This is a genomic window from Peribacillus sp. Bi134, assembly GCF_918698065.1.
GTDB lineage: Bacteria > Bacillota > Bacilli > Bacillales > DSM-1321 > Peribacillus.
The window spans coordinates 187,721-206,880 of the sequence record NZ_CAKKLN010000006.1 but is presented as its reverse complement, the minus strand read 5'-3'; the positions used below and the strand labels follow the sequence as shown (position 1 = coordinate 206,880).

The 19,160-nt window shown below is 36.9% G+C and carries 17 protein-coding genes; 1 reads left to right on the top strand and 16 read right to left on the bottom strand.

Going from position 1 to position 19,160, the window contains the following annotated elements; genetic code table 11:
• Window positions 1–277 precede the first annotated feature (277 nt).
• The 13 genes from LQ188_RS14805 to LQ188_RS14745 all read right to left on the bottom strand — a co-directional run bounded on the left by LQ188_RS14805 (window position 278) and on the right by LQ188_RS14745 (window position 15,712).
• Entirely contained in the window at window positions 278–1,177 is a 900-nt protein-coding gene (locus LQ188_RS14805; protein WP_230177250.1) for a carbon-nitrogen hydrolase, read from the bottom strand.
• A 34-nt stretch (window positions 1,178–1,211) separates the two neighbouring features.
• Window positions 1,212–2,837, bottom strand: a complete 1,626-nt coding sequence (locus LQ188_RS14800) for an amidohydrolase (RefSeq protein WP_230177248.1) — start codon at window positions 2,835–2,837, stop codon at window positions 1,212–1,214.
• Between the two features lie 27 nt (window positions 2,838–2,864).
• Window positions 2,865–4,220 (bottom strand): APC family permease, encoded by a 1,356-nt coding sequence (locus LQ188_RS14795; RefSeq protein ID WP_101224289.1) that lies wholly within the window; start codon window positions 4,218–4,220, stop codon window positions 2,865–2,867.
• Between the two features lie 495 nt (window positions 4,221–4,715).
• A complete protein-coding gene (locus tag LQ188_RS14790) occupies window positions 4,716–6,059 on the bottom strand; it encodes an MFS transporter (protein ID WP_230177246.1) in 1,344 nt (447 codons plus the stop codon).
• Window positions 6,060–6,376: 317 nt separating this feature from the next.
• On the bottom strand, window positions 6,377–7,150 hold the full coding sequence (locus LQ188_RS14785) for an IclR family transcriptional regulator (RefSeq protein ID WP_101224290.1): 774 nt from the start codon (window positions 7,148–7,150) through the stop codon (window positions 6,377–6,379).
• Window positions 7,151–7,281: 131 nt separating this feature from the next.
• Window positions 7,282–7,743, bottom strand: a complete 462-nt coding sequence (locus tag LQ188_RS14780) for a flavin reductase family protein (RefSeq protein WP_230177434.1) — start codon at window positions 7,741–7,743, stop codon at window positions 7,282–7,284.
• Entirely contained in the window at window positions 7,743–8,564 is an 822-nt protein-coding gene (locus tag LQ188_RS14775; protein WP_101224291.1) for an FAD synthetase family protein, read from the bottom strand. The genes LQ188_RS14780 and LQ188_RS14775 overlap by 1 nt, the downstream gene beginning before the upstream one ends.
• Before the next feature lie 442 nt (window positions 8,565–9,006).
• Entirely contained in the window at window positions 9,007–9,723 is a 717-nt protein-coding gene (locus LQ188_RS14770) for a hypothetical protein (protein ID WP_101224292.1), read from the bottom strand.
• 1 nt (window position 9,724) lies between these two features.
• Window positions 9,725–10,402 carry a DUF2848 family protein gene (locus tag LQ188_RS14765; protein ID WP_230177244.1) on the bottom strand — a complete coding sequence of 226 codons (678 nt, stop codon included), beginning with the start codon at window positions 10,400–10,402 and terminating at the stop codon, window positions 9,725–9,727.
• Window positions 10,399–11,190, bottom strand: a complete 792-nt coding sequence (locus LQ188_RS14760) for a carbon-nitrogen family hydrolase (RefSeq protein ID WP_230177242.1) — start codon at window positions 11,188–11,190, stop codon at window positions 10,399–10,401. The genes LQ188_RS14765 and LQ188_RS14760 overlap by 4 nt, the downstream gene beginning before the upstream one ends.
• Window positions 11,191–11,219: 29 nt before the next feature.
• Entirely contained in the window at window positions 11,220–12,686 is a 1,467-nt protein-coding gene (locus LQ188_RS14755; RefSeq protein WP_230177240.1) for a 4-hydroxyphenylacetate 3-hydroxylase N-terminal domain-containing protein, read from the bottom strand.
• Window positions 12,687–13,169: 483 nt separating this feature from the next.
• Entirely contained in the window at window positions 13,170–13,841 is a 672-nt protein-coding gene (locus LQ188_RS14750) for a GntR family transcriptional regulator (protein WP_230177238.1), read from the bottom strand.
• A gap of 281 nt (window positions 13,842–14,122) precedes the next feature.
• Window positions 14,123–15,712, bottom strand: a complete 1,590-nt coding sequence (locus LQ188_RS14745) for a bifunctional metallophosphatase/5'-nucleotidase (protein ID WP_230177236.1) — start codon at window positions 15,710–15,712, stop codon at window positions 14,123–14,125.
• A gap of 353 nt (window positions 15,713–16,065) precedes the next feature.
• On the opposite strand from LQ188_RS14745, the gene LQ188_RS14740 reads away from it, so the two are divergent.
• On the top strand, window positions 16,066–17,478 hold the full coding sequence (locus LQ188_RS14740) for a PQQ-dependent sugar dehydrogenase (RefSeq protein WP_101224297.1): 1,413 nt from the start codon (window positions 16,066–16,068) through the stop codon (window positions 17,476–17,478).
• A gap of 61 nt (window positions 17,479–17,539) precedes the next feature.
• On the opposite strand, the gene LQ188_RS14735 is transcribed toward LQ188_RS14740, so the two are convergent.
• The 3 genes from LQ188_RS14735 to LQ188_RS14725 form a co-directional block, all read right to left on the bottom strand.
• Window positions 17,540–18,094: a hypothetical protein gene (locus LQ188_RS14735; RefSeq protein ID WP_101224298.1), complete on the bottom strand. Its 555-nt coding sequence runs from the start codon at window positions 18,092–18,094 to the stop codon at window positions 17,540–17,542.
• A 156-nt stretch (window positions 18,095–18,250) separates the two neighbouring features.
• Entirely contained in the window at window positions 18,251–18,634 is a 384-nt protein-coding gene (locus tag LQ188_RS14730) for a cupredoxin domain-containing protein (protein ID WP_101224299.1), read from the bottom strand.
• A 126-nt stretch (window positions 18,635–18,760) separates the two neighbouring features.
• Complete coding sequence (locus LQ188_RS14725) at window positions 18,761–19,123, bottom strand: group 1 truncated hemoglobin (RefSeq protein WP_101224300.1); 363 nt, start codon at window positions 19,121–19,123, stop codon at window positions 18,761–18,763.
• Window positions 19,124–19,160 lie beyond the last annotated feature (37 nt).

Sequence of the window (19,160 nt, the reverse complement as noted above, 5' to 3'; positions counted from 1 at the left end):
AAAATTACCTTTATAAAGTAAACATTAGATGGCAAAGTTAGCAGAGACGGTTATTATTTTACTAATGTCCTCACCTGAACATAAACAACGTGTCCACCAACAATCGTTCGTTTAAATTTCAGGCGAAGCATACCAAATTTGAGAAGAAGGATTGCACAGCCTTAATTACGATGTGGTAAGCGTAAAATAAGACAGCAATTCCTACTTTTAAAAAACAGAATTAGCTTGATTGGTACGGGACTTCCTAAGAGAAAATCCATGCATTATTTTTTAATGATTAACTAAACAGCGCTTTATTTGTTCCCTTTTTTGAAGGGGATGGGGTTGGGAGTATTTCTTTTTGTAATATAGGGCCGTATGTATCGACACGACGGTCTCTAAAGAATTGAAGAATTTTTCTAGTCTCTTCTATTTCATTTAAATCAATTTCTTGCACAATAATTCCTTCTTCTTCATCAAGTGAAGCTAGAATATTCCCGAATGTATCGCTAATGAATGAACCGCCGTAAAAATTCATGTCCTTTTCCTGGCCCACTCGATTTGTCGCAGCAACGAATACACCATTAGAAATGCCATGAGCGGAAATTGCCTTTTCCCAGGATGATCTTGTCGATATCTCGGGATGATCTGGCTCTGAACCAATAGCGGAAGGATAGAATAATATCTCTGCACCTTGTAAGCTCAAAATTCGGGCAACTTCTGGATACCACTCGTCCCAACAAATCCCGACTCCTATTTTTCCATAAGCCGTTTCATAGACAGGATAGCCTGTATTGCCTGGAACGAAATAATATTTTTCATGATACTGGGGACCATCCGGAATATGATTTTTTCTTGTAATCCCTAAACATTCTCCATCATCATCAAATACAGCTGCACTATTAAAATAAATTCCAGCACCTGCTCTTTCGTAAAAAGGGACAATCAAGACAATTGCTAATTCCTTTGCTAATTCACCCATTTCGGCTAATGTACCGCTATTTACATCTTCAGCTAAATCATAATTTTTCACACTGACCGTTTGCGGAAAATATTGCGAAGAAAATAATTCCTGTAAGCAAACGATTTGTGCCCCTTTATTTACTGTTTCTTTTATTTTCTCTATCGTTTTTTGGATATTTTGCTCAATGAATTCTCCGCAATGAATTTGAATAAGACCAACTTTTACTTTTGACATTTTCTCACTACCTACCTTTTAATATTTTTTTATCTTATACCTTTTGGACGACCTGGTTTTCATATACGACCTTTCCATCCATAATCGTCATCTTCACTTCTGTTTCAAGAATTTCCTCTGTTGATATGCTAAATAAATTTTTATTTAATACTGCGATATCCGCTATCTTCCCTGCTTCCAAGGTGCCTAATTCTTTATCTCTGAAAGACCCGAATGCCGGTGTAGCCGTGTAATATTTTAACGCTTCAGCTAATGTTATTCCTTCCGACTCTTGCCACGCCTTCCCGGTTAAATCTTTTCTGGTGATTGCCTGATAAATACCCATCATGGGATTTAAGGGTACTACAGGAAAATCTGTACCAAAGGCAATTTTAGCACCAGTATCCACTAGTGTTTTGATAGGATAATAGAGAGGTTGTTGTTTTTCACTTATTCTGGCTGTGTATGCCTCACTTTCCATTAATTCAATATGTTTAGGTTGAAAGGAAGCGATTACATCTAATTCCTTAAAGCGATGAACATCATCCGGATGCAATACCTCCACATGTTCAATGACATGTCTAGCATCTCTTTGTCCATTTACGTTTCTCGCTTCTTCAAATGCATCCAATGCTAAGCGGACTGCACCGTTACCAATAGCATGGAAACGAATTTGGAAATTTTCCTTATCTGCCTTTTTTACTAATTGTTTAATTGTATCAGCTGGATAGGTTGTTCCGCCTTTTGTATCTGGACGGTCTTTGTAAGGATCCAATAAAAAAGCAGTATGACTTGTCACAACACCATCTATAAATTGTTTTAATCCAGAAAAGGTGAGCTTGTCTGACTGATAATTTGTTTGTAATTCCATTGCGGCAGCTAAATCCATTTTTAATTCCGGCGAAAAGTGAATTCTGGTTGTAAGTAACCCTTCTCTCTCAAATTCCTTGAAAATTTCAAGATCGTCTAATGGATTTGGCGCAATTTTAGCTCCGTATAAATCATTAACGGATGTGATTCCCAATCTTTTTGTTTCATTAAGAAAACCTTGGAATAGGCTTACACGTTTATCTTTCGGTAATTTATATGCATGTTCTGATGCATAGCCAATTGCCTGTTCAAATAGAAGGCCTGTCAGTTCCCCATTTTCATCTTTTCCAATTTCCCCATATTCCGGATCTGGGGTATCTTTCGTTAATTGAATGATTTCCATTGCTTTACTATTGATCCATGCGTAATGCACTTCTGCATTGAATAATAAAACAGGGCGATCACTAATATATTTATCTAGTATTGTTCTATGTGGCAGCACTTTGTTCTTCCAATTGGTATGATCCCAGCCGACGCCAAATATCCACTCATCATTTGGTCTCGTTTCTGCAAATTCACCTACTATTTTGGCTGCATCTTCTTCTGAAGCTGCATCAAATAATTTGGCACTATCCTTCTGTAAAATGCTTCCCATCATAATGTGCATATGAAAGTCATGAAAACCCGGTATAATTAGTCCATCTTCCATGTCATAGACTTTTGTTTGATCTCCAAGGAATGACATTATATCTTCTTTAGAACCGATTTTAATAATTTTAGTATCTTTAATGGCGATAGCTGCTTTTATTGGCTCATCTTGTAACCCAGTAAAAACATGTTGACCAGAAAGAATGATGTCTGCACTTACCATTTTTATCCTCCTTGATGACTATAGCTTTTATGCCTGAATTTCTTTTTCAATCGCATTATCAATAGAAAGCTCAGGCGGCCGCTTACTAAACAATTTCGTATTTGAAAGCAGCATGATGAAACCAATTCCAAACCATCCCAGTCCGAGTAAAAGTGCCTTTGAATCAAGGCTAGTCCATAACCAAATTGTGAAACCAGTACCAATCAGCGGCAATATGAGGTATTTTAGTGTGTTCATTCCGTTTCGCTGTTTTTCTCTAATATAATAATGGGAAATAACCGAAAGATTAACAAAAGTAAAGGCAACAAGCGCCCCAAAGTTAATAAAGGATGATGCTGTCACTAAATCAACAAATAAAGCAGATAAAGCAAAAATACCCACTAAGATGATGTTGTGTGTTGGAGTTTGAAATTTTGGATGAATGTGACCAAATATTTTCTTTGGAAGAACTCCATCTCTCCCCATCGCATACAAAAGTCGCGAAACACTTGCATGAGCTGATAAACCAGATGCCAGCCCTCCGGTAATATATCCTGCTAGAAAAATAGATTGAAATAAATTACCCCCTATGTACATGGCAATTTCCAAGGAAGCGGAATCCGGATCTTTAAAAGCTTGGAAATTTGGGTAAACAAGGTGACTGATGTATGAGATGGTGACAAACAGACCTCCCCCTATTAACGCGACGAGGAAAATGGCTTTTGGTATTATTTTTTTCGGATTAATGGTCTCCTCTGAAAATGTGGTAACAGCATCAAATCCTAAAAAAGATAAACATAAAACAGATGAACCCGCTAATACTAAAGATAGTGGTATATCTCCGTTCACAAATGGAGAACTCATGAATAATGTTCCTGAACCCATTCCGTTAAGTAACCCTTTAATCGAGAGGAATGAAAATATTACTATTATAAGAAATTGACAGGCAACTAATAAAACATTTATTTTTGTTGCTATTTTCACTCCAATTATATTTACAGTGGTGATTAAAATGACAAAGGCTATTAACCAGAAGGAAAAAGGAACGGATGGAAAATATGCGTTTAAGTAAATAGCGATCAGTAATCCATTGATCATTGGCAAAAATAAATAGTCCAATAGGATAACCCAGCCCACTAAGAACCCAAGGTGAGGATTAAGAGCCTTTTGAGTAAATGTATATGCAGAACCGGCAACAGGGTAGGCCTTAACCATTTGACCATAGCTATAGGCTGTAAACAACATACCAGCCAAAGCTATGATATAGGCAGCAGGTACCATCCCTTTCGTTATCTCCGCAACAACCCCATATGTAGAAAAAACTGTTGTAGGTGCCATATAAGCCAATCCAAATAGCACTAAAGGAAATACTGTTAACGAACGTCTTAACTTTGCATTCTCCATGTATCACTCCACCCTTATTCGTGATTAATTAATTTATATGCAAATACCATACCAAGTGGGTATTAATGGTATTTTGCCAACAATTGCAATATACAGATTATTTAATGAATTAATAGGTTTATGCAATTCTACATCATTTATTTAATATTGCATAATCAGTCGTCAGGGACGGGATATGGCAACCCATTATTCAATACTTTTCTTCTTCAGCTAGCAGTCCTCGGCTCTCACTCTTCCGATATCTAAGAAATATCTATTCATTAAGTCATTTATAAAGGAAAAATCAAATGGCAAAGTTATCATAATGCCATCGCCCGAACATAGTCTACTTGGTGCCTTCTACCGTAAACACTTCAAAGAGACTTCATTGAAAGAGAGCGATATTGGAAGGTTTCCCTATCCCAACCGCTCTCGTACAACTTCGCTCTTCATTAACTGTGTAAACGTCACCATTTTTAAAGATCAATCTATTTTCCCTCTTAGAAAGACTATTCATTACCCGCTTATTTGATTATCTGTATCCTTATCGTCTATTGTCCTTTTTTCAGAGAAAGGATTACTTTTACTTTGACTACTTCGGACAAATAATACTGAGATAAGAGATGCGATACAAAGAAATACTAAAAATGAAGCAAGCGGAATCCAAGAATTATTGTAGGTGCCTACTAATATAGTCGCAATCATTGGGGCAGTTCCACCAAATAATGCAGAGCCTGTTTGATAACCAAGCGTTATTCCTGTATAACCAACATTCGTACTAAACATTTCAGTAAACATTGTCCCGATAGTCGCCGCAATTGGAGGCCACAGTATTCCTAAGCCCACTATTGAAATAACGTATAACCAAGGAGTGGATTGTAAGGAAAATAAATAAAAGTATGGAAAGGCAAAAAGCGTTATTCCGATAGTACCAATAAGAAAAACACGTTTACGGCCAATTTTATCAGATAACATTCCCATAAATGGCATGCAAATCGCTGTAACGATTGTTGCAACAGTAACTACATTTAAAGCTGTAGTCCTTGAAAAACCTTGTGTTTCTGTAGCATAGGATATGAAAAATGTGGAAAATAAGTAGAATGGGCCCACTTCAACACATTTTGCTCCTAAAGAAATTAAAACAGCTTTCCAATGATATCGCAGTGTCTCAAATAGTGGGATTTTTACGACGTTTCCTTTTTCTTTCTCTTCCTTGAAGGCCGATGTTTCCTCAATCCCTTTCCTTATCCAGATACCAATAACTACTAAAATCGCACTTAGGACAAATGGAACCCTCCATCCCCATGAAAGAAATTGTGATTCAGGAAGTAAACTCATTAATGAAATGGAGAATGTCCCAAGTAACATCCCAAGAGGGATACCCATTGCAGGAAAGCTTCCAAAAAAGCCACGTCTTTCTTTAGGTGCAGATTCAACCGCTAAGAGTATTGCTCCTCCCCATTCCCCGCCAAGTCCAATCCCTTGAACGAGACGAAAAAAAACCAGAAGGATTGGTGCCCAAAGCCCTATCATGCTATATGTTGGAAGTAGTCCAATACATACAGTAGAAATTCCCATTAATAAAAGTGAAAGCACAAGAGTATTTTTCCTGCCAAACTTGTCTCCCAAATGACTAAAAACAAGCCCACCAAGAGGTCGTATAAAAAATGTAATGCCAAATGAAGCATAAGCAAGCAATAAACTTACAAACGGATCATCATTAGGAAAATACAGTTTATTAAATACAAGTGCAGCAACGGTTCCATAAAGAAAGAAATCAAAAAATTCAATGGTACTGCCAAGTAAACTTGCAAATAATATCTTTTGTGATTTCTTGTCCAGTTTCTTTTTCCCACTCAATTTAACACACCTCCGGATTAGTTACTTCCTGGATGCGGGTTCTTGGATGTGGATGGCTTGCTGATTATTAATAGGTTAATGGTGCACCAACATTAATAACGTACTATGTTACTTCCCCGATAAAGAGAGTCTGATCTCCTGCTATTTGTTTACTTTGTGCCTTATATTAATCTTGAACATGCAGTTAATCAGACTCGTAAGTATTCAGTATAATGTGTTGTGTATCCACAATACATTATATAAATACCTTCAATAAGGCACTAATCGTTCTGGTGAAAAAGCCGATAATCGCAATTTGTCTATCAACCGTGGATATATTAGCCTAAACAAAGATGTTTATCGTTATACCCAAATTCCCGTGAAATATCGAGTGCTGCACTCTTAACCTTTTCAACCAATGGAGGCAACAACTCGTTTTGGTAATTCACTTCAAGACCAGCAACACTAATGCCCGCAATGATATAACCTTTGTAATTAAAAATAGGAGCAGCTACCGCAGATATATAATTTTCAAGTTCCGAGTGACTGATCGTAAATTGCATTTTTCGAGACTCTTCTAGAAGAATACGAAGTCTCTCTTTATCAGTAATTGTTCCAGATGCAATCGACTTCAGTTCTATTTGCTCTAAATATTGTTCCCGCTCATACTGGGGCAGAAAAGCGAGAATGACACGAGAACACGCTCCGGCATACAGCGGTGTTCTCCGGCCAATTGCCGTATTAAGCCTTACACGCTGTTTTGTATCCTGTTTTTCGATGCAGATTGCCTCTTTGCCGTCTTGTACGATGAGATTAACGGCTTCCCCTACCTTATCATGAAGTTTTTGCATTATCGGCAAAGCTACCTGCCGAATATCGAAGCGTTCAGCTACTAAATGGCCAAACTGAAGAAATAACAGGCCAAGTGAATATTTTCCATCTCTATCTTTAGCGAGAAGACCCATCTCTTCAAGTGACATTACCATTCGATAAACAGATGTTTTCGGTATCCCTGAAAAATGTACGATTTCATTAAAACTTAACTTTGAGTGCGTTAAAAAAAGATTAAGGATATCCATTGATCTGACGGCTGTCTTATTTTTGCTTTGCATGAATTCCCCTCCTTAACAAAACAAAAGCGCTTTTTCAAGAATGCTTTACGGTCTTTTTAACTAATACGGAACAGGATCATCGTTTTCAAATTTAATGATCAAACTTTTACAAAAATCCTGATATAAACAGATTAGCTGAGTATTTCGGCGTATTTCCCTTCATAAAAGGCTAGTGGTGCTCCTTCGCTAACGACGAGTTCAGTTACTTCTCCAATAAAGAGTGTATGATCCCCAGCCATTTGTTTACTATGGACCTTACATACGATATTTGCTAAAGCATTTTTAATTACTGGCAGTTCATTTATCCAGCCAAATTCAATCTGACGGTTTTCTTTAATCTGCCCCGCAAAATGCATGGATAACTCTTTTTGAGCATCTGACAATATATTTACAGCAAATTTTCCAGATTCATTAATTTTATCTAGCATTTTAGCTTTTTCGCCTATGGATATTAAGACCATTCTTGGATTAAGTGAAACTGACATAAAAGCATTCGCCGTCATACCGTGTGCTTCATCTTCTAAAAGTGTTGTAATGACTGTTACTCCTGTTGCAAATTTCCCCATCGCATTTCTAAAATTTCTATCATCCATCATTTTATAACCTCCTTAAAATTTGAACTATACTTAAACATTGATTCGAAAGGTATCTGTTTTATGAATTTAACAGTCAATTCTTCCACAACACCTCCCTTCAGCATTTCTATAATTTGACCGCTTATTTCATCATTTCTCTTGCTGCACCCATATCTTATAAATTTCCCATGACAAGATTTGTTCTCGTTTTTGATTTCTACACGATATAAGCCTGGTGCTGGCAGGATATACTTATTCCCAATATAGATTTCCATATTTGTCTCTTTCTCATGTTTATGTCTATTTGCACTATAAACGACCCCATTAATTTCAAAATGATGTCCCAAATAGTAGGGTACGAGGTGGACATCTCCATCCCTTACCATTTTTCTAATTAAAGTTGAACTTATTTTTTCGCCATTATGTACCTGTTTTGAAATGACGGTTACATCAAAGAGGTTGTTTTTACTCACTTTTTGTAAATAATCAACAGTACCCTGAGCTTTATTTCCAAAGGTGAAATCAAATCCTACCACTATATGTTTAGCTTGAAGACCTAAAACATATTGTTTAATAAACTCAGATGGCTGAAGGGAAGCAAATGCTAAATTAAACTTTATAACAAAAAGCTTGTCCACTCCAATAGCAGCCATTCTTTCAATCTTTAAAGCTAGGGGAGTTAAATATCTCCAATCTTTCTCCAATTTGATTACTTCATTTGGATGTGGATCGAAGGTCATCGCCGTGAATTTAAGATTTTTCTTTTCGGCTATTCTCTTGGTTTGCTTCAACAGAGATTGATGACCTAAATGAACACCGTCAAAAAAACCTAATGCCATTACGTGAGGCTCCCTTGGATATAGGGATCCCTCTAGTGGATGTGCTAAATGGAAAACATCCAACCTGCTTCACCTTCTCCGTCATCAAGATAATGATTTTTAAAATGTTTAGCCGATATTATTTTGTGTAACACTGGTGTACGGTGGACCCATCAACCATTAATGACGTACATTTTAAGTGAACAATTGAACTTTTCATGAATGTGCACTCATTGCTTAACGATTAGAGTTTCTTCGTAATGAACTCTGTATACATAATCTATTACACGGAATATTCAGATACTTAAATACCCCAATAATCAATTTGAGCACTCGCATTGGGGTCCTGCGTAAGAATGTATCAGAGATAAAAGGCTCCTCGTTGTTTAATGTCACGAGAAGCCATTTGATGGATTACCATATTCGTATATGCAGGAGCTTATTCGTTTCAAAACATATCTGTTTATTGTACCTTAGAGTAGTAACGGACCTCGAAAATCTTACAGCCATCCGGTGATTTCCATGGGCCATGCTCCATCCCAGGAGGACGGCAAGCAACCATCCCTGCTGTAAATTCCTCATTTAGACGTAGATCAATTAAAGATCCTTCAATAATATATAATTCTTCCCAAAAATCATGGACTTGCACCCCATTAGGAGAAGTATCTGTCCCTGGACCGTTATGAAGAATTCTTGTAGCGACTCCTGTAGTAGGGTCAGAAGCAATGATTCTTTCAGAAAGGCTCTTAACCTTACTAAAAGGCTGCGCTTCAAAAGTGTTATGATCGACAAATTCATGTTCTTCTTTTTTCTGATCTGCATAATAGCGAACTTCGAAAATCCTGCAACCATTAGTTGATTTCCATGGACCATGCTCCATCCCTGGAGGACGGCATGCAACCATTCCTGCTGTAAATTCCTCATTTAGACGTAAATCAATTAAGGATCCTTCTATAATATATAATTCTTCCCAAAAATCATGGACTTGGACTCCATCAGGGGATGTATCAGTACCTGCCTCCAGTTCAAGAATTCGAGTTGCTACATTAGTATCTGGAATCTGTGCAATAATTCGTTGAGATGCACCTTTTACAGTTTTTGAAGGAACAGCCTCAAAGGTTTTATACTCAACAAATTCTAATTCTGGTTTTCTATCAATTTTCATTTTTGATTTTTCCATTTCAAACTACCTCCGAATCCACTAAAATATGAACTTGATAATACAATTGAATTTTGTTATCCGTTAAACGATCATATAATTCTGCTGAAAATGCTTCCCCATAAATAAATTCACCATTTTTAATCGGTAATGTTCCGCAAAACACAATCATATCCTCACTATCATATCCACGTTCCTCGATTATTTTGAGCAAGTCTTCAGGATGCAAGAATTCTCCCAGCTTGCCTGTTTGGTACTCTTTTTTCACCCCATCAACAATCATCCAGCTTCTCATTTCAATGTCATCCCATCGATCTTTTACTTCATCCAAAGCCCAAAATTGTGTTGAAATAGGTTTGCTGCATACTTGTTTGGATTTCTGAATAGACACTTTTTCAAGCCCGCGGTCCGTGTGATCACTGCCAAGTCCTAAATACCATTTCCCTTGAATTTTCATGATGACCACTTCTGCTTCTCCGCTGCTGCTTTCTTGAATAACTGAAATTGAGTTATTTGTCGTAATGAGATTTGTTGAAAGATCGTAAATCATCGGAACTTGTGGAGGAGCCGGTACGCCGATCTCCTTCAATTCATCAATATGTTTTTTTACAGATTCCTGGTCTTTTCCCGTATAGCCGGCAATAAGTAATCGTTTAGGGTCTGCGACAATATTTCTTCCACAAACATTAATATTTATCAACTGAATTCCTCCTTTCTATCCAAAACTCGGTGCTTCAAATTAGGGAATACATCTCGAATCTTAGTAACCTGAGATGGATCAATCTCTGTTTTAATAATAGTTTCTTCGTCTCCTCCAGCAGCCACAACAATCCCCCATGGGTCAACCACTTGACTATGACCAGCTAAAAGGACGTCATTAGTATTACCAACACAATTACTCGAAATCAAGAAACACTGGTTTTCCAATGCTCGAACTGAATTGAATAATTTCCAATGCTCCAGCCTTCTATGCGGCCAAGCAGATGTAACAAGAAGTAACTCTGCTCCTAAATCCACTTCAGCACGATACAATTCAGGAAATCGCAAATCATAGCAAGTTGATAAGCCAACTTTCCCGAATTCTGTATCGACTACAGTTGTTTCATTTCCTCTCGTCAATATTTGGCCTTCTCTTGAACCATAACGAAATAAATGCATTTTTCGATAGGTTCCTATAAGTTTCCCATCCGGAGAAAATAGAACACTTGTGTTGTAGTATTTTCCATTATTATTTTCTATAAAACTACCTGCAAATATATATGACTTAACTTCCTTAGCCTTTGAGGAGAATCGTTGGACAAAATCCCCATTCAATTCTTCTGATTCGTCAATATAACGATCAAAAGAAAAGTACCCTGTTGCCCACGTTTCTGGTAAAACTATTAAATCTTGTCCTTTTAATCCATCAATCATTGACTCCACACGATCTATGCGAGCAGATTTAGATTCGCTATCTTTAATCTCTAATTGTATTGATGCAATTTTCATTTCTGCAACATCCTTTTATTTATATTTTTTTATATTAGTTCTTCCACCTGAGTGGGAAGTGAATAGCTTCCTAAAAATTTATCCACCATTTGAACCGGCTCATCATAGCCGTAATTTCTAAATGAAAAGCCTTTCGTGACAAAAGGTGCACCATTATAGAACATTTCATACTGTTGATGCCTGCCACCGAATTCTGAACCAATGATATCCCATACTAACTTAAATAGTTTAATTTTCTCCTCAGCCCCAACTCCCGTAGAACGTATATATTGATACATATCATCTTTCGTTTCAGGATTGATGAGTTCTTTATATGAAGATGGTAATTGTAAAACACCTCCACCGCATAACTCCCGTAAAATTTTAATAGTGGAAGCATATATAGTTTCCTGTTGACCTACTACACCATAGAGAAAACGTGGATTCGGTCGTGCCACACCGTTTTTGTCGATGATACAATTATATTCAGAAGCTAAGAGATTACCTTCTACAGAAGCCGCAATAGAAGCAAGTTCCCCTAACTTCTCTTGGACTGAAGGGATTTTATCAATTCCATTCATAGCAGAAACTTTTCGAGCAGCACCAATCAAAAATTTCAATTTATTGCTAAATCTTATTTGCGCCTGATTATTGCCTAAAACGTGAGCTGGTGTTTCATGGAACTGAGCTCTCACGATGTCAATATTTTTGTAAACAAAAATATCTTGCCAAGGAATGAATACATCGTCAAAAACAACTAATGAATCACTTTCATCAAAACGAGAGGACAATGGGTAATCAAATGTGCTTGGAGATTTTTCAGCATAACCAGGTCTCGCATAAAATTTTAATCCTTTTGCATGAATCGGCAGTACAAAAGACAAAGCATAATCTTCATCACCAGGTCTGAGTGGTGTTAGGCAACTTACAAATAAGTAATCTGATACTGCTGATGCAGTACCGAGCATTTGAGAACCTCGAACAATAATTCCGTCCTCTCTTTCTTCGTACACTCCAACTGGAAGAAATTTATCTTCCTGCTCATGAGCTGCTTTACTTCGATCGATTTGTGGCGGAATAATAACGTATGTTACATATAAATCCTGATCTCGCACATGTTTATAGAAATTCAAAACATTATTCCCATAGCCTTCTCCTCCACGATCAAACACATCGGGTGAACTGGCAAAAGCAGCCAAAAAGCTGGCGACGTGATCAGGGCTTCTTCCGACAAATCCACATGTTGCTTCAGACCATTTAGAAATCGCCAATCTTCTATCTTTAAGTTCTTCCCGACTCCTTGGAATCATATAAATTTTATTTGCTAGTGTACCGTCCTCAGTTTTGTATGTCATATTCTGAGATTCATCCCATGCTAAATCGTATAAACCTGCAATGGTATGTGTAATTCCTGTAAAAGCTGGGTGGGTCGTCACATCCTGTACTCGTTCCCCATTTATGTAGATTGCCCTATCATCTTTCAATGACTGTAAATATTCTTTACCTGTTCTAACCATACCTGATTCCTCCTATATGTTTGAATAAGTACATGTTTTAAAAACAAGAAACGATTTAACAGGCGAACCTTAACTGTATTTCGTGTTATGTATTATGTATTGTGTATACATTAAAGGTTTTGCCAATTCCAATCTATAATTAAGGTAGGTAAATGACATTCCATATCGAATCATTATTCCTTTATACCTTTACTCTTTACCTATGAACATTAACATCGGGATCGATTGGTAAACGCTTTCATTTCCAATGAATTATAGATTGTTCTCTTACTATTTCAACAATAAGGCTTACTATCTAAGCAAAAACCCAGGAAAAAGCATTCGGAAGAATTTCCCCAAGGCTTTGCTCTACACGTTAAAAAAAGAATCGGTTTAACCTTGCTTCAACTTCATAGTCTGAAGTTGATTCTAAACCCTTTTTTTCCCAAAGATTAATAAACTGCCTTTTACTAGGAGCACCCCCCTTCAAGCATTTGATAGAAATCAGGAATTATCAACCATAATCAATGTTTCTTTTGTTTTTTCTAAATGGTTTAAAATCGCCTGTGAAGCCAGTTCGGGATTTTTCTCCTCTAAAGCCTGGATAATCTGAGTATGTTCCATTAAAACATTTTTCATTCTCCCAAGTTTACTGACTGCTTTTAAACCCATAAGCTGAGTAAGGTTATGAAGATTGTTCAAAACTTGCTCTATTATAGTGAAGTTTGCTAGCCTTGTCAGCGAGAGATGAAACTCATGGTCTAGCCTGATAAAACTAATAGCATCATCGTTTTGCAACGCTTCTTCTTGTTGCTTCAGAATTAATTTAAGTAACCTCAGCTTTTCAGGTGATGTCATTTCTTTTGTTAGTTTTTTCACCGATTCAACTTCAATTGCACTTCTTAGTAAAAAGATTTCATCCTGTTCCTCTGGTGTAATCTTTCTTACAGTTAAACCCTTCCTTGGTATGGTAACAAGTAATCCTTCCTTCACCAAATCTTGAATAGCTGCCCTTACCGGAGTTCTTGAAGTATCTAACCTTTCCGCTAATTGAACTTCAGTAAATATTTCATCACTGGTAATACCACCAAATAAAATTGCTTTTTTTATTTGATTATAAACTTTATCTTGTGTTGTTCTTTCCTTTTCGATTGGTTTTAAATGAATTCCTGCCATATTAATCCGTCCTTTTTGATAAGTCTTTACAATATGAACAATTTAAATCTACATGATTGGCTAAAACCTCATATGTGTTATGTATACATAATACATAATACCTCAGACATAAGTCAATAATATATTTTTTATTTTTCTGAATTTTACAAACCGGACAGCACCTTTTTATTCCATAAGAAAAAAAGCTGCCGAAGCAACTCCTTTGAAAGAGTAAATTAACAATAGTCGAAAATATAATTTTTTGGGCTCACTTACTTATGCAAGTCCTTGTATTTTCCCCTTCATTCTTTCAATGAATGGGGAGGGTACTTCTGTTGGATATAGCGTATTAGTGCAGTGACAACTTGCGGACCGGATTCTACGAGTCTGCCTTGTTCAAATGCAGTGAAGTTATCACCGCCTGAAGCTAAATAATTACTAACTGCCACTTCATATTCGCTGCTTGCCTGAATCTCTTGACCCTTCATATCTTTCAACGCAACAATGCGGTTGCCAATTGGAGCTTCGGGGTCCCAATTATACGTTAAACCAACCGTTTGCAGCCTATTTTCATAACCTTTCGCCCACTGCTGTTCTAAAGCAAGTTTTATTTGGTCTCCTGTTAAGATTAACTTACTGACACTATGCCCCATAGGCAAGACTGTATAAAGGTCTTCTACAGTGACCTCCCCTTTTTTAAAACTTTTCCGCATTTCGCCTTGATGGACAAAAGCTATATCTACTCCCATGGCTTCCCGCTCAGATTCTGCAATCATTTTCGCTAATGGGGATTCACCGTTTGCATCTTGATTTCGTTTGATTTCTTCAGGCATTTGTCCTATTACCTGATTAAAGTGGCTCCCCAATCTTTTTCTGTATTTATTTAGAAGGGCAACCGTTTCTTTATCCGGTTTTATATGATGATGTGAAGTGACAATAATCTTTGCTTGTTTCTTAACGATAATTTTAGAATGTGGGTCAATTTCAAGATTTACTTGAGAAAAGGCTTTCCCATTAGAATAAGCTTGAACGATCAGTTTACCGGCTACAACGGTATTGGCATATTCATGGCTGTGACCCGCAAAAATGACATCGACCTCATCATCGATTCTTGGAGCCATCTCCACTAAAGCTCCACTGGTATTTGCTCCTGCCTTATCTGATTTAGCTGAATCATGTGCCAATACAACAATCACTTTAATCCCTTTTTCCTTTAAAATCTTAACGGATCGGTTAATTGCTGTAACTTCATCCGTAATTTCTACTTCTTTTCGATTTTCAGGTGCCACATACAGGTTGGTCTCTTTTGTGACCACCCCGATAAATCCAATATTAATTCCGTCAATTTGTTTAATAACATACTGTGGTAACAAGGGAGTACCCGACTTTCTATCGATTATATTTGCAGAACTGTAAGAAGTATTGGCACCTTGAAAATAGCCTGTTTTTTTATTGAATCCTCCATAAATAAGGCGTTTCATTTCATTTACGCCTTGATCCAATTCATGATTTCCAGGTGTCCCGACATCAAAGTGCAGAAGGTTTAAAAATTCAATCGTCGGTTCGTCTTTAAATTGAGAAGAGATTGGAGGACTTCCTCCTACCATATCACCTGAATGAACAAGTAGTGTATTTGGGTTTTCTTGTTTATATTTTTTTAAATGGGCAGACAAGTATTCAGCCCCACCTGCCATGGTTCCTGAAACCATTTGATATTTATTTAGTTGGCCGTGAAAATCATTAACTCCTAACAAATGTACTTGAATGTAGTGGTTGGATGTGGAATGGTTCGTTGTGGAATGATTGGATGAGTATGCTGAGATTTTATAAGTTACGAAAATGATGATGAATACCAAGATGAACAAAGAAGATATGGCCTGAAATTTTGACAATTTCCGATCCCTCCCTCTAGATGTAAATTAAGAATAACTCTTGAATTTTATATCCGTATAAAGGGACCGTGATTTTTTGTTATATTTCATATAATAATTATTAAATTAACCCAGTACATGCATATCTTTTTTAAATACTCATACGGCTTAACATTTAGAAATCTTGTTAAGATTTTGCCTAGCAATAAATACAGTTTTATTTAAAAAGGCTCCCATTTTTCTACCCATTTAATTACGCTCGTGCAGAAAATGGTGTAATGCCTTATCAGATTCCCCGGCCTAATTTGGTACTAATGGACAGCTCTAATCATATTCTTATAAAAAGAAAACAATAAGAAGGGGTGCAAAGTCAGTTGATAAAAGTCAAGGTTGGTTTACGGCCCATCGTAAGTAAAATAAATTTACCTACTGTTTTGAAAACAACCATACTTCCAGGTGACTCAATTGAAAGATTATTTATTGCAACCCAGGTAGGAGAGATCTTTTACATAGGAAACGGAGATATAAGGACTTTTTTGGATATTCGCCCGCGAATCCTGAAACTAGGTGCTTCTGGTGGCGGATATGATGAACGGGGATTGCTAGGGCTAGCTTTTCATCCCGATTTTTATTATAACGGTCTGTTTTATCTTCATTATTCAGTGGCTGGAACACAAGGACCAGGTGCTCTTCCTGAATCTTTTAAGCCTGATCCATGTGATCCCAAGACTTTAAACCTACGGTGGATAAATAGAGAAACACAATATGATCATATTGATACAATTGAAGAATGGATTTTACAATCGAATGGCCAACCCCAAAAACGACGGACATTACTTAACTTAAGAAGACCATTTTCAAATCATAATGGGGTCAATAGTTTAAACTTTTCACCTGAAACAGGAAAACTTGTTTTAACAACCGGAGATGGTGGATCAGGCCATGATCCATTTAACTTAAGTCAGGATGATCTGGAAATCGCTGGTAAAATAATTGAAATTGATGTAGGTAAGAATATGTACGTCAATGATCCACCCATTGTCACACGTTTCAATGAACTTCCCACAACCATTCAGGAAGCGCTCATGGTAATGGCCAAAGGTGTTCGCAATATACCAGGCATTTCATTTCAAAGGTTTTATAATCAGTATATTAAATATGCGGGAAATGTCGGCCAGAATTTGGTCGAGTCGATTTTTTCATTCGTTCATTATAAACCAATGCCGGTTACTCAGCTTATTCAAGCTTCTTTCATGAATTCTGAACCTGACAAAGAAGGATTTATTAACTTTGGCTGGCGAGGTTGGGAAGGTGCTTTTCCTGCTTCGATTATAAAAGGCTGCACTGAAAATCAGAATTCGGATGAAAAAACAATTGCTTATTACAATGAAGCAGTATCACTTTCAGGGAGTCGTCTTCAGCCTTTAACTAGTTATTTTCATAAAGATAACAGACCCGATAAGTTTGAAGGAACTGCACTTACAGGAGTGCAAGCATATATGGGGAAAAGCGTCCCTGGTTTAGCAGGAAGCGTTGTGTTTACGGATCTTTTCCGGAAAGAATCTCAACCTCAGGTTAGAGGGGCTCTAGCTTATACCACCATTAGACCAAATGGTGAACAAAATGATTTTAGTGTGATACAAACCGATTATGATTTTGGGTCTCAATCAGCTTATTATGTTAATTTGGGAACGAACCTGGATCAAAGCAAGTTATATTTAGGCGTTTATGGCTCTATGAAAGTGACTGATTTCAACCAGGGTACTGTTTTTGAAATTGTTCCATGAATTAATTCTTGATAATTCTCTTATGAATCCAAATTTAAATCAAGTGAGTGATGGGGAATCACTAAATTATAATCATTTTTAATCTTTTAAAAATGATTAAAGCAATTTCAACCCATAACCAGCTATAAAGAAAAGCAAATAAGAAGCCAGTAATAAGAAATGAAAAGGAAAAAGAGACTGCTGGACCTAAAACTGGAAAGTGAAAAATAAATATTAGACTCATAATCCCTAACATTAAAAGAATTGCGCCAGCAGCGATAATACTTAATCTCTTCCTAAAGAAGTAAAAAGATGCCCCTATGCCAAGTCCTAACAATCCTGTTGTAAAAGGAAATACAATCAGTTCAGTGGGCTGTAGGATGCATAACAACATAATTGTCAGAAGGTAGGTCATCACTCCATATGGAATGGAAAACATGGAACATAACAGAATAGGTGCAGTGGCTAGCGGACTTATAAAATATCCTATACCTGGTAAAAAGCCAGCAGCAGCCTGTAGAATAGCAGCAATACAGGCAAAAATAGACCCTAAAATGAGCTTCATCGTTTTTTTATGTTTATTGAATACTATTTGAGATAAACGAACCTCATCAGAAATAGGTTTAAAAAAATACACCTTTCCACCTCCTTCCATTTGGTTTATACGTTACGATACATTATATTACCATTTATTAGAGGTGGAACAATTATTAATCATCCAAACATCAATTTCCTGTGTAATGAAAAAATAGCTTAATAAATAAAAAAAACAAGGCCTTATTGGCCCTGCCTTTTATTTGACTATTACTTTCCCAACCATTCCCTCCTGGAAATGGTACCGGCATGTCAGTTCATATGTACCGGGCTGTTTCGGTTGCACGGTAATGGTTTTTTCTTTACCTGGCTGGACCTCGGCGTCAATTCCGAGCTTCTCCACTGTGAAGGTGTGTTCTTTTGTACCTTTGTTTTTCAATATCAACGTTGTGGCTGTTCCATTCGGAATAGTGATGACTTCCGGATTAAAGTAATCGTCGTTCAACTCTACCTCAATCGATTTCACCGTAGGCTGAGCTACAACACCGGATTCGGCAAATACGCCGAGTGAGCCTAGACTTGTCATAACTACAAACATTGCAAGCACAACGGCCAATCCTGTTACCCGCTTTTTCATAGACATTCGCAATCCCTCCTTCCTTAACACTATTTTTTCTAATCCATTAATATATTATTACTATTAATTTGGTTGCAAAGGAGAGCTGCTAGTCAGCTCACCTTTGCAAAGCACCTGATAGCTCAATAACAATCATTTATGCAAGATATCATCTCTTAGTGTAGCAACTTTAGATAGAGCTGTATTTATGTCAGCTTCATTCACTCCAAAGTGAGCTAGTGCATCGTTAAGATGTTTTACAATGGCATTAAAATGTTCTGGTTGCAGATTCAATCCTTGGTGTGCTTTTGCCATGGATTGTCCAGAATATTGTTTTGGACCACCTAATGCAAAACTAATGAACTTTGTTTGATGACGGCGTTGCTTTTCCATATCCGTTTTTTCAAAAAAATGATTAACTGTCTCATCCTTAAGAACCAATTCGGAGTAAAAATAGTCCACAACTTTTGCTATCGCTTCTTCCCCGCCGACTTTTTCATAAAGTGTTTGTTCCATATATACACTCCTAACTTGTAATTAATAGAAGTATTCT

Bases quoted from the DNA above. Each gene is read 5' to 3' on its own strand.
- LQ188_RS14725 (WP_101224300.1), bottom strand. From the start codon at position 19,123: ATGGAACAAACACTTTATGAAAAAGTCGGCGGGGAAGAAGCGATAGCA.
- LQ188_RS14780 (WP_230177434.1), bottom strand. From the start codon at position 7,743: ATGGATGATAGAAATTTTAGAAATGCGATGGGGAAATTTGCAACAGGA.
- LQ188_RS14800 (WP_230177248.1), bottom strand. From the start codon at position 2,837: ATGGTAAGTGCAGACATCATTCTTTCTGGTCAACATGTTTTTACTGGG.
- LQ188_RS14795 (WP_101224289.1), bottom strand. From the start codon at position 4,220: ATGGAGAATGCAAAGTTAAGACGTTCGTTAACAGTATTTCCTTTAGTG.
- LQ188_RS14775 (WP_101224291.1), bottom strand. From the start codon at position 8,564: ATGGCATTAGGTTTTTTTGACGGTGTTCATTTAGGTCATCAATCTCTG.
- LQ188_RS14770 (WP_101224292.1), bottom strand. From the start codon at position 9,723: ATGGAAAAATCAAAAATGAAAATTGATAGAAAACCAGAATTAGAATTT.
- LQ188_RS14785 (WP_101224290.1), bottom strand. From the start codon at position 7,150: ATGCAAAGCAAAAATAAGACAGCCGTCAGATCAATGGATATCCTTAAT.
- LQ188_RS14730 (WP_101224299.1), bottom strand. From the start codon at position 18,634: ATGTCTATGAAAAAGCGGGTAACAGGATTGGCCGTTGTGCTTGCAATG.
- LQ188_RS14805 (WP_230177250.1), bottom strand. From the start codon at position 1,177: ATGTCAAAAGTAAAAGTTGGTCTTATTCAAATTCATTGCGGAGAATTC.
- LQ188_RS14760 (WP_230177242.1), bottom strand. From the start codon at position 11,190: ATGAAAATTGCATCAATACAATTAGAGATTAAAGATAGCGAATCTAAA.
- LQ188_RS14750 (WP_230177238.1), bottom strand. From the start codon at position 13,841: ATGGCAGGAATTCATTTAAAACCAATCGAAAAGGAAAGAACAACACAA.
- LQ188_RS14755 (WP_230177240.1), bottom strand. From the start codon at position 12,686: ATGGTTAGAACAGGTAAAGAATATTTACAGTCATTGAAAGATGATAGG.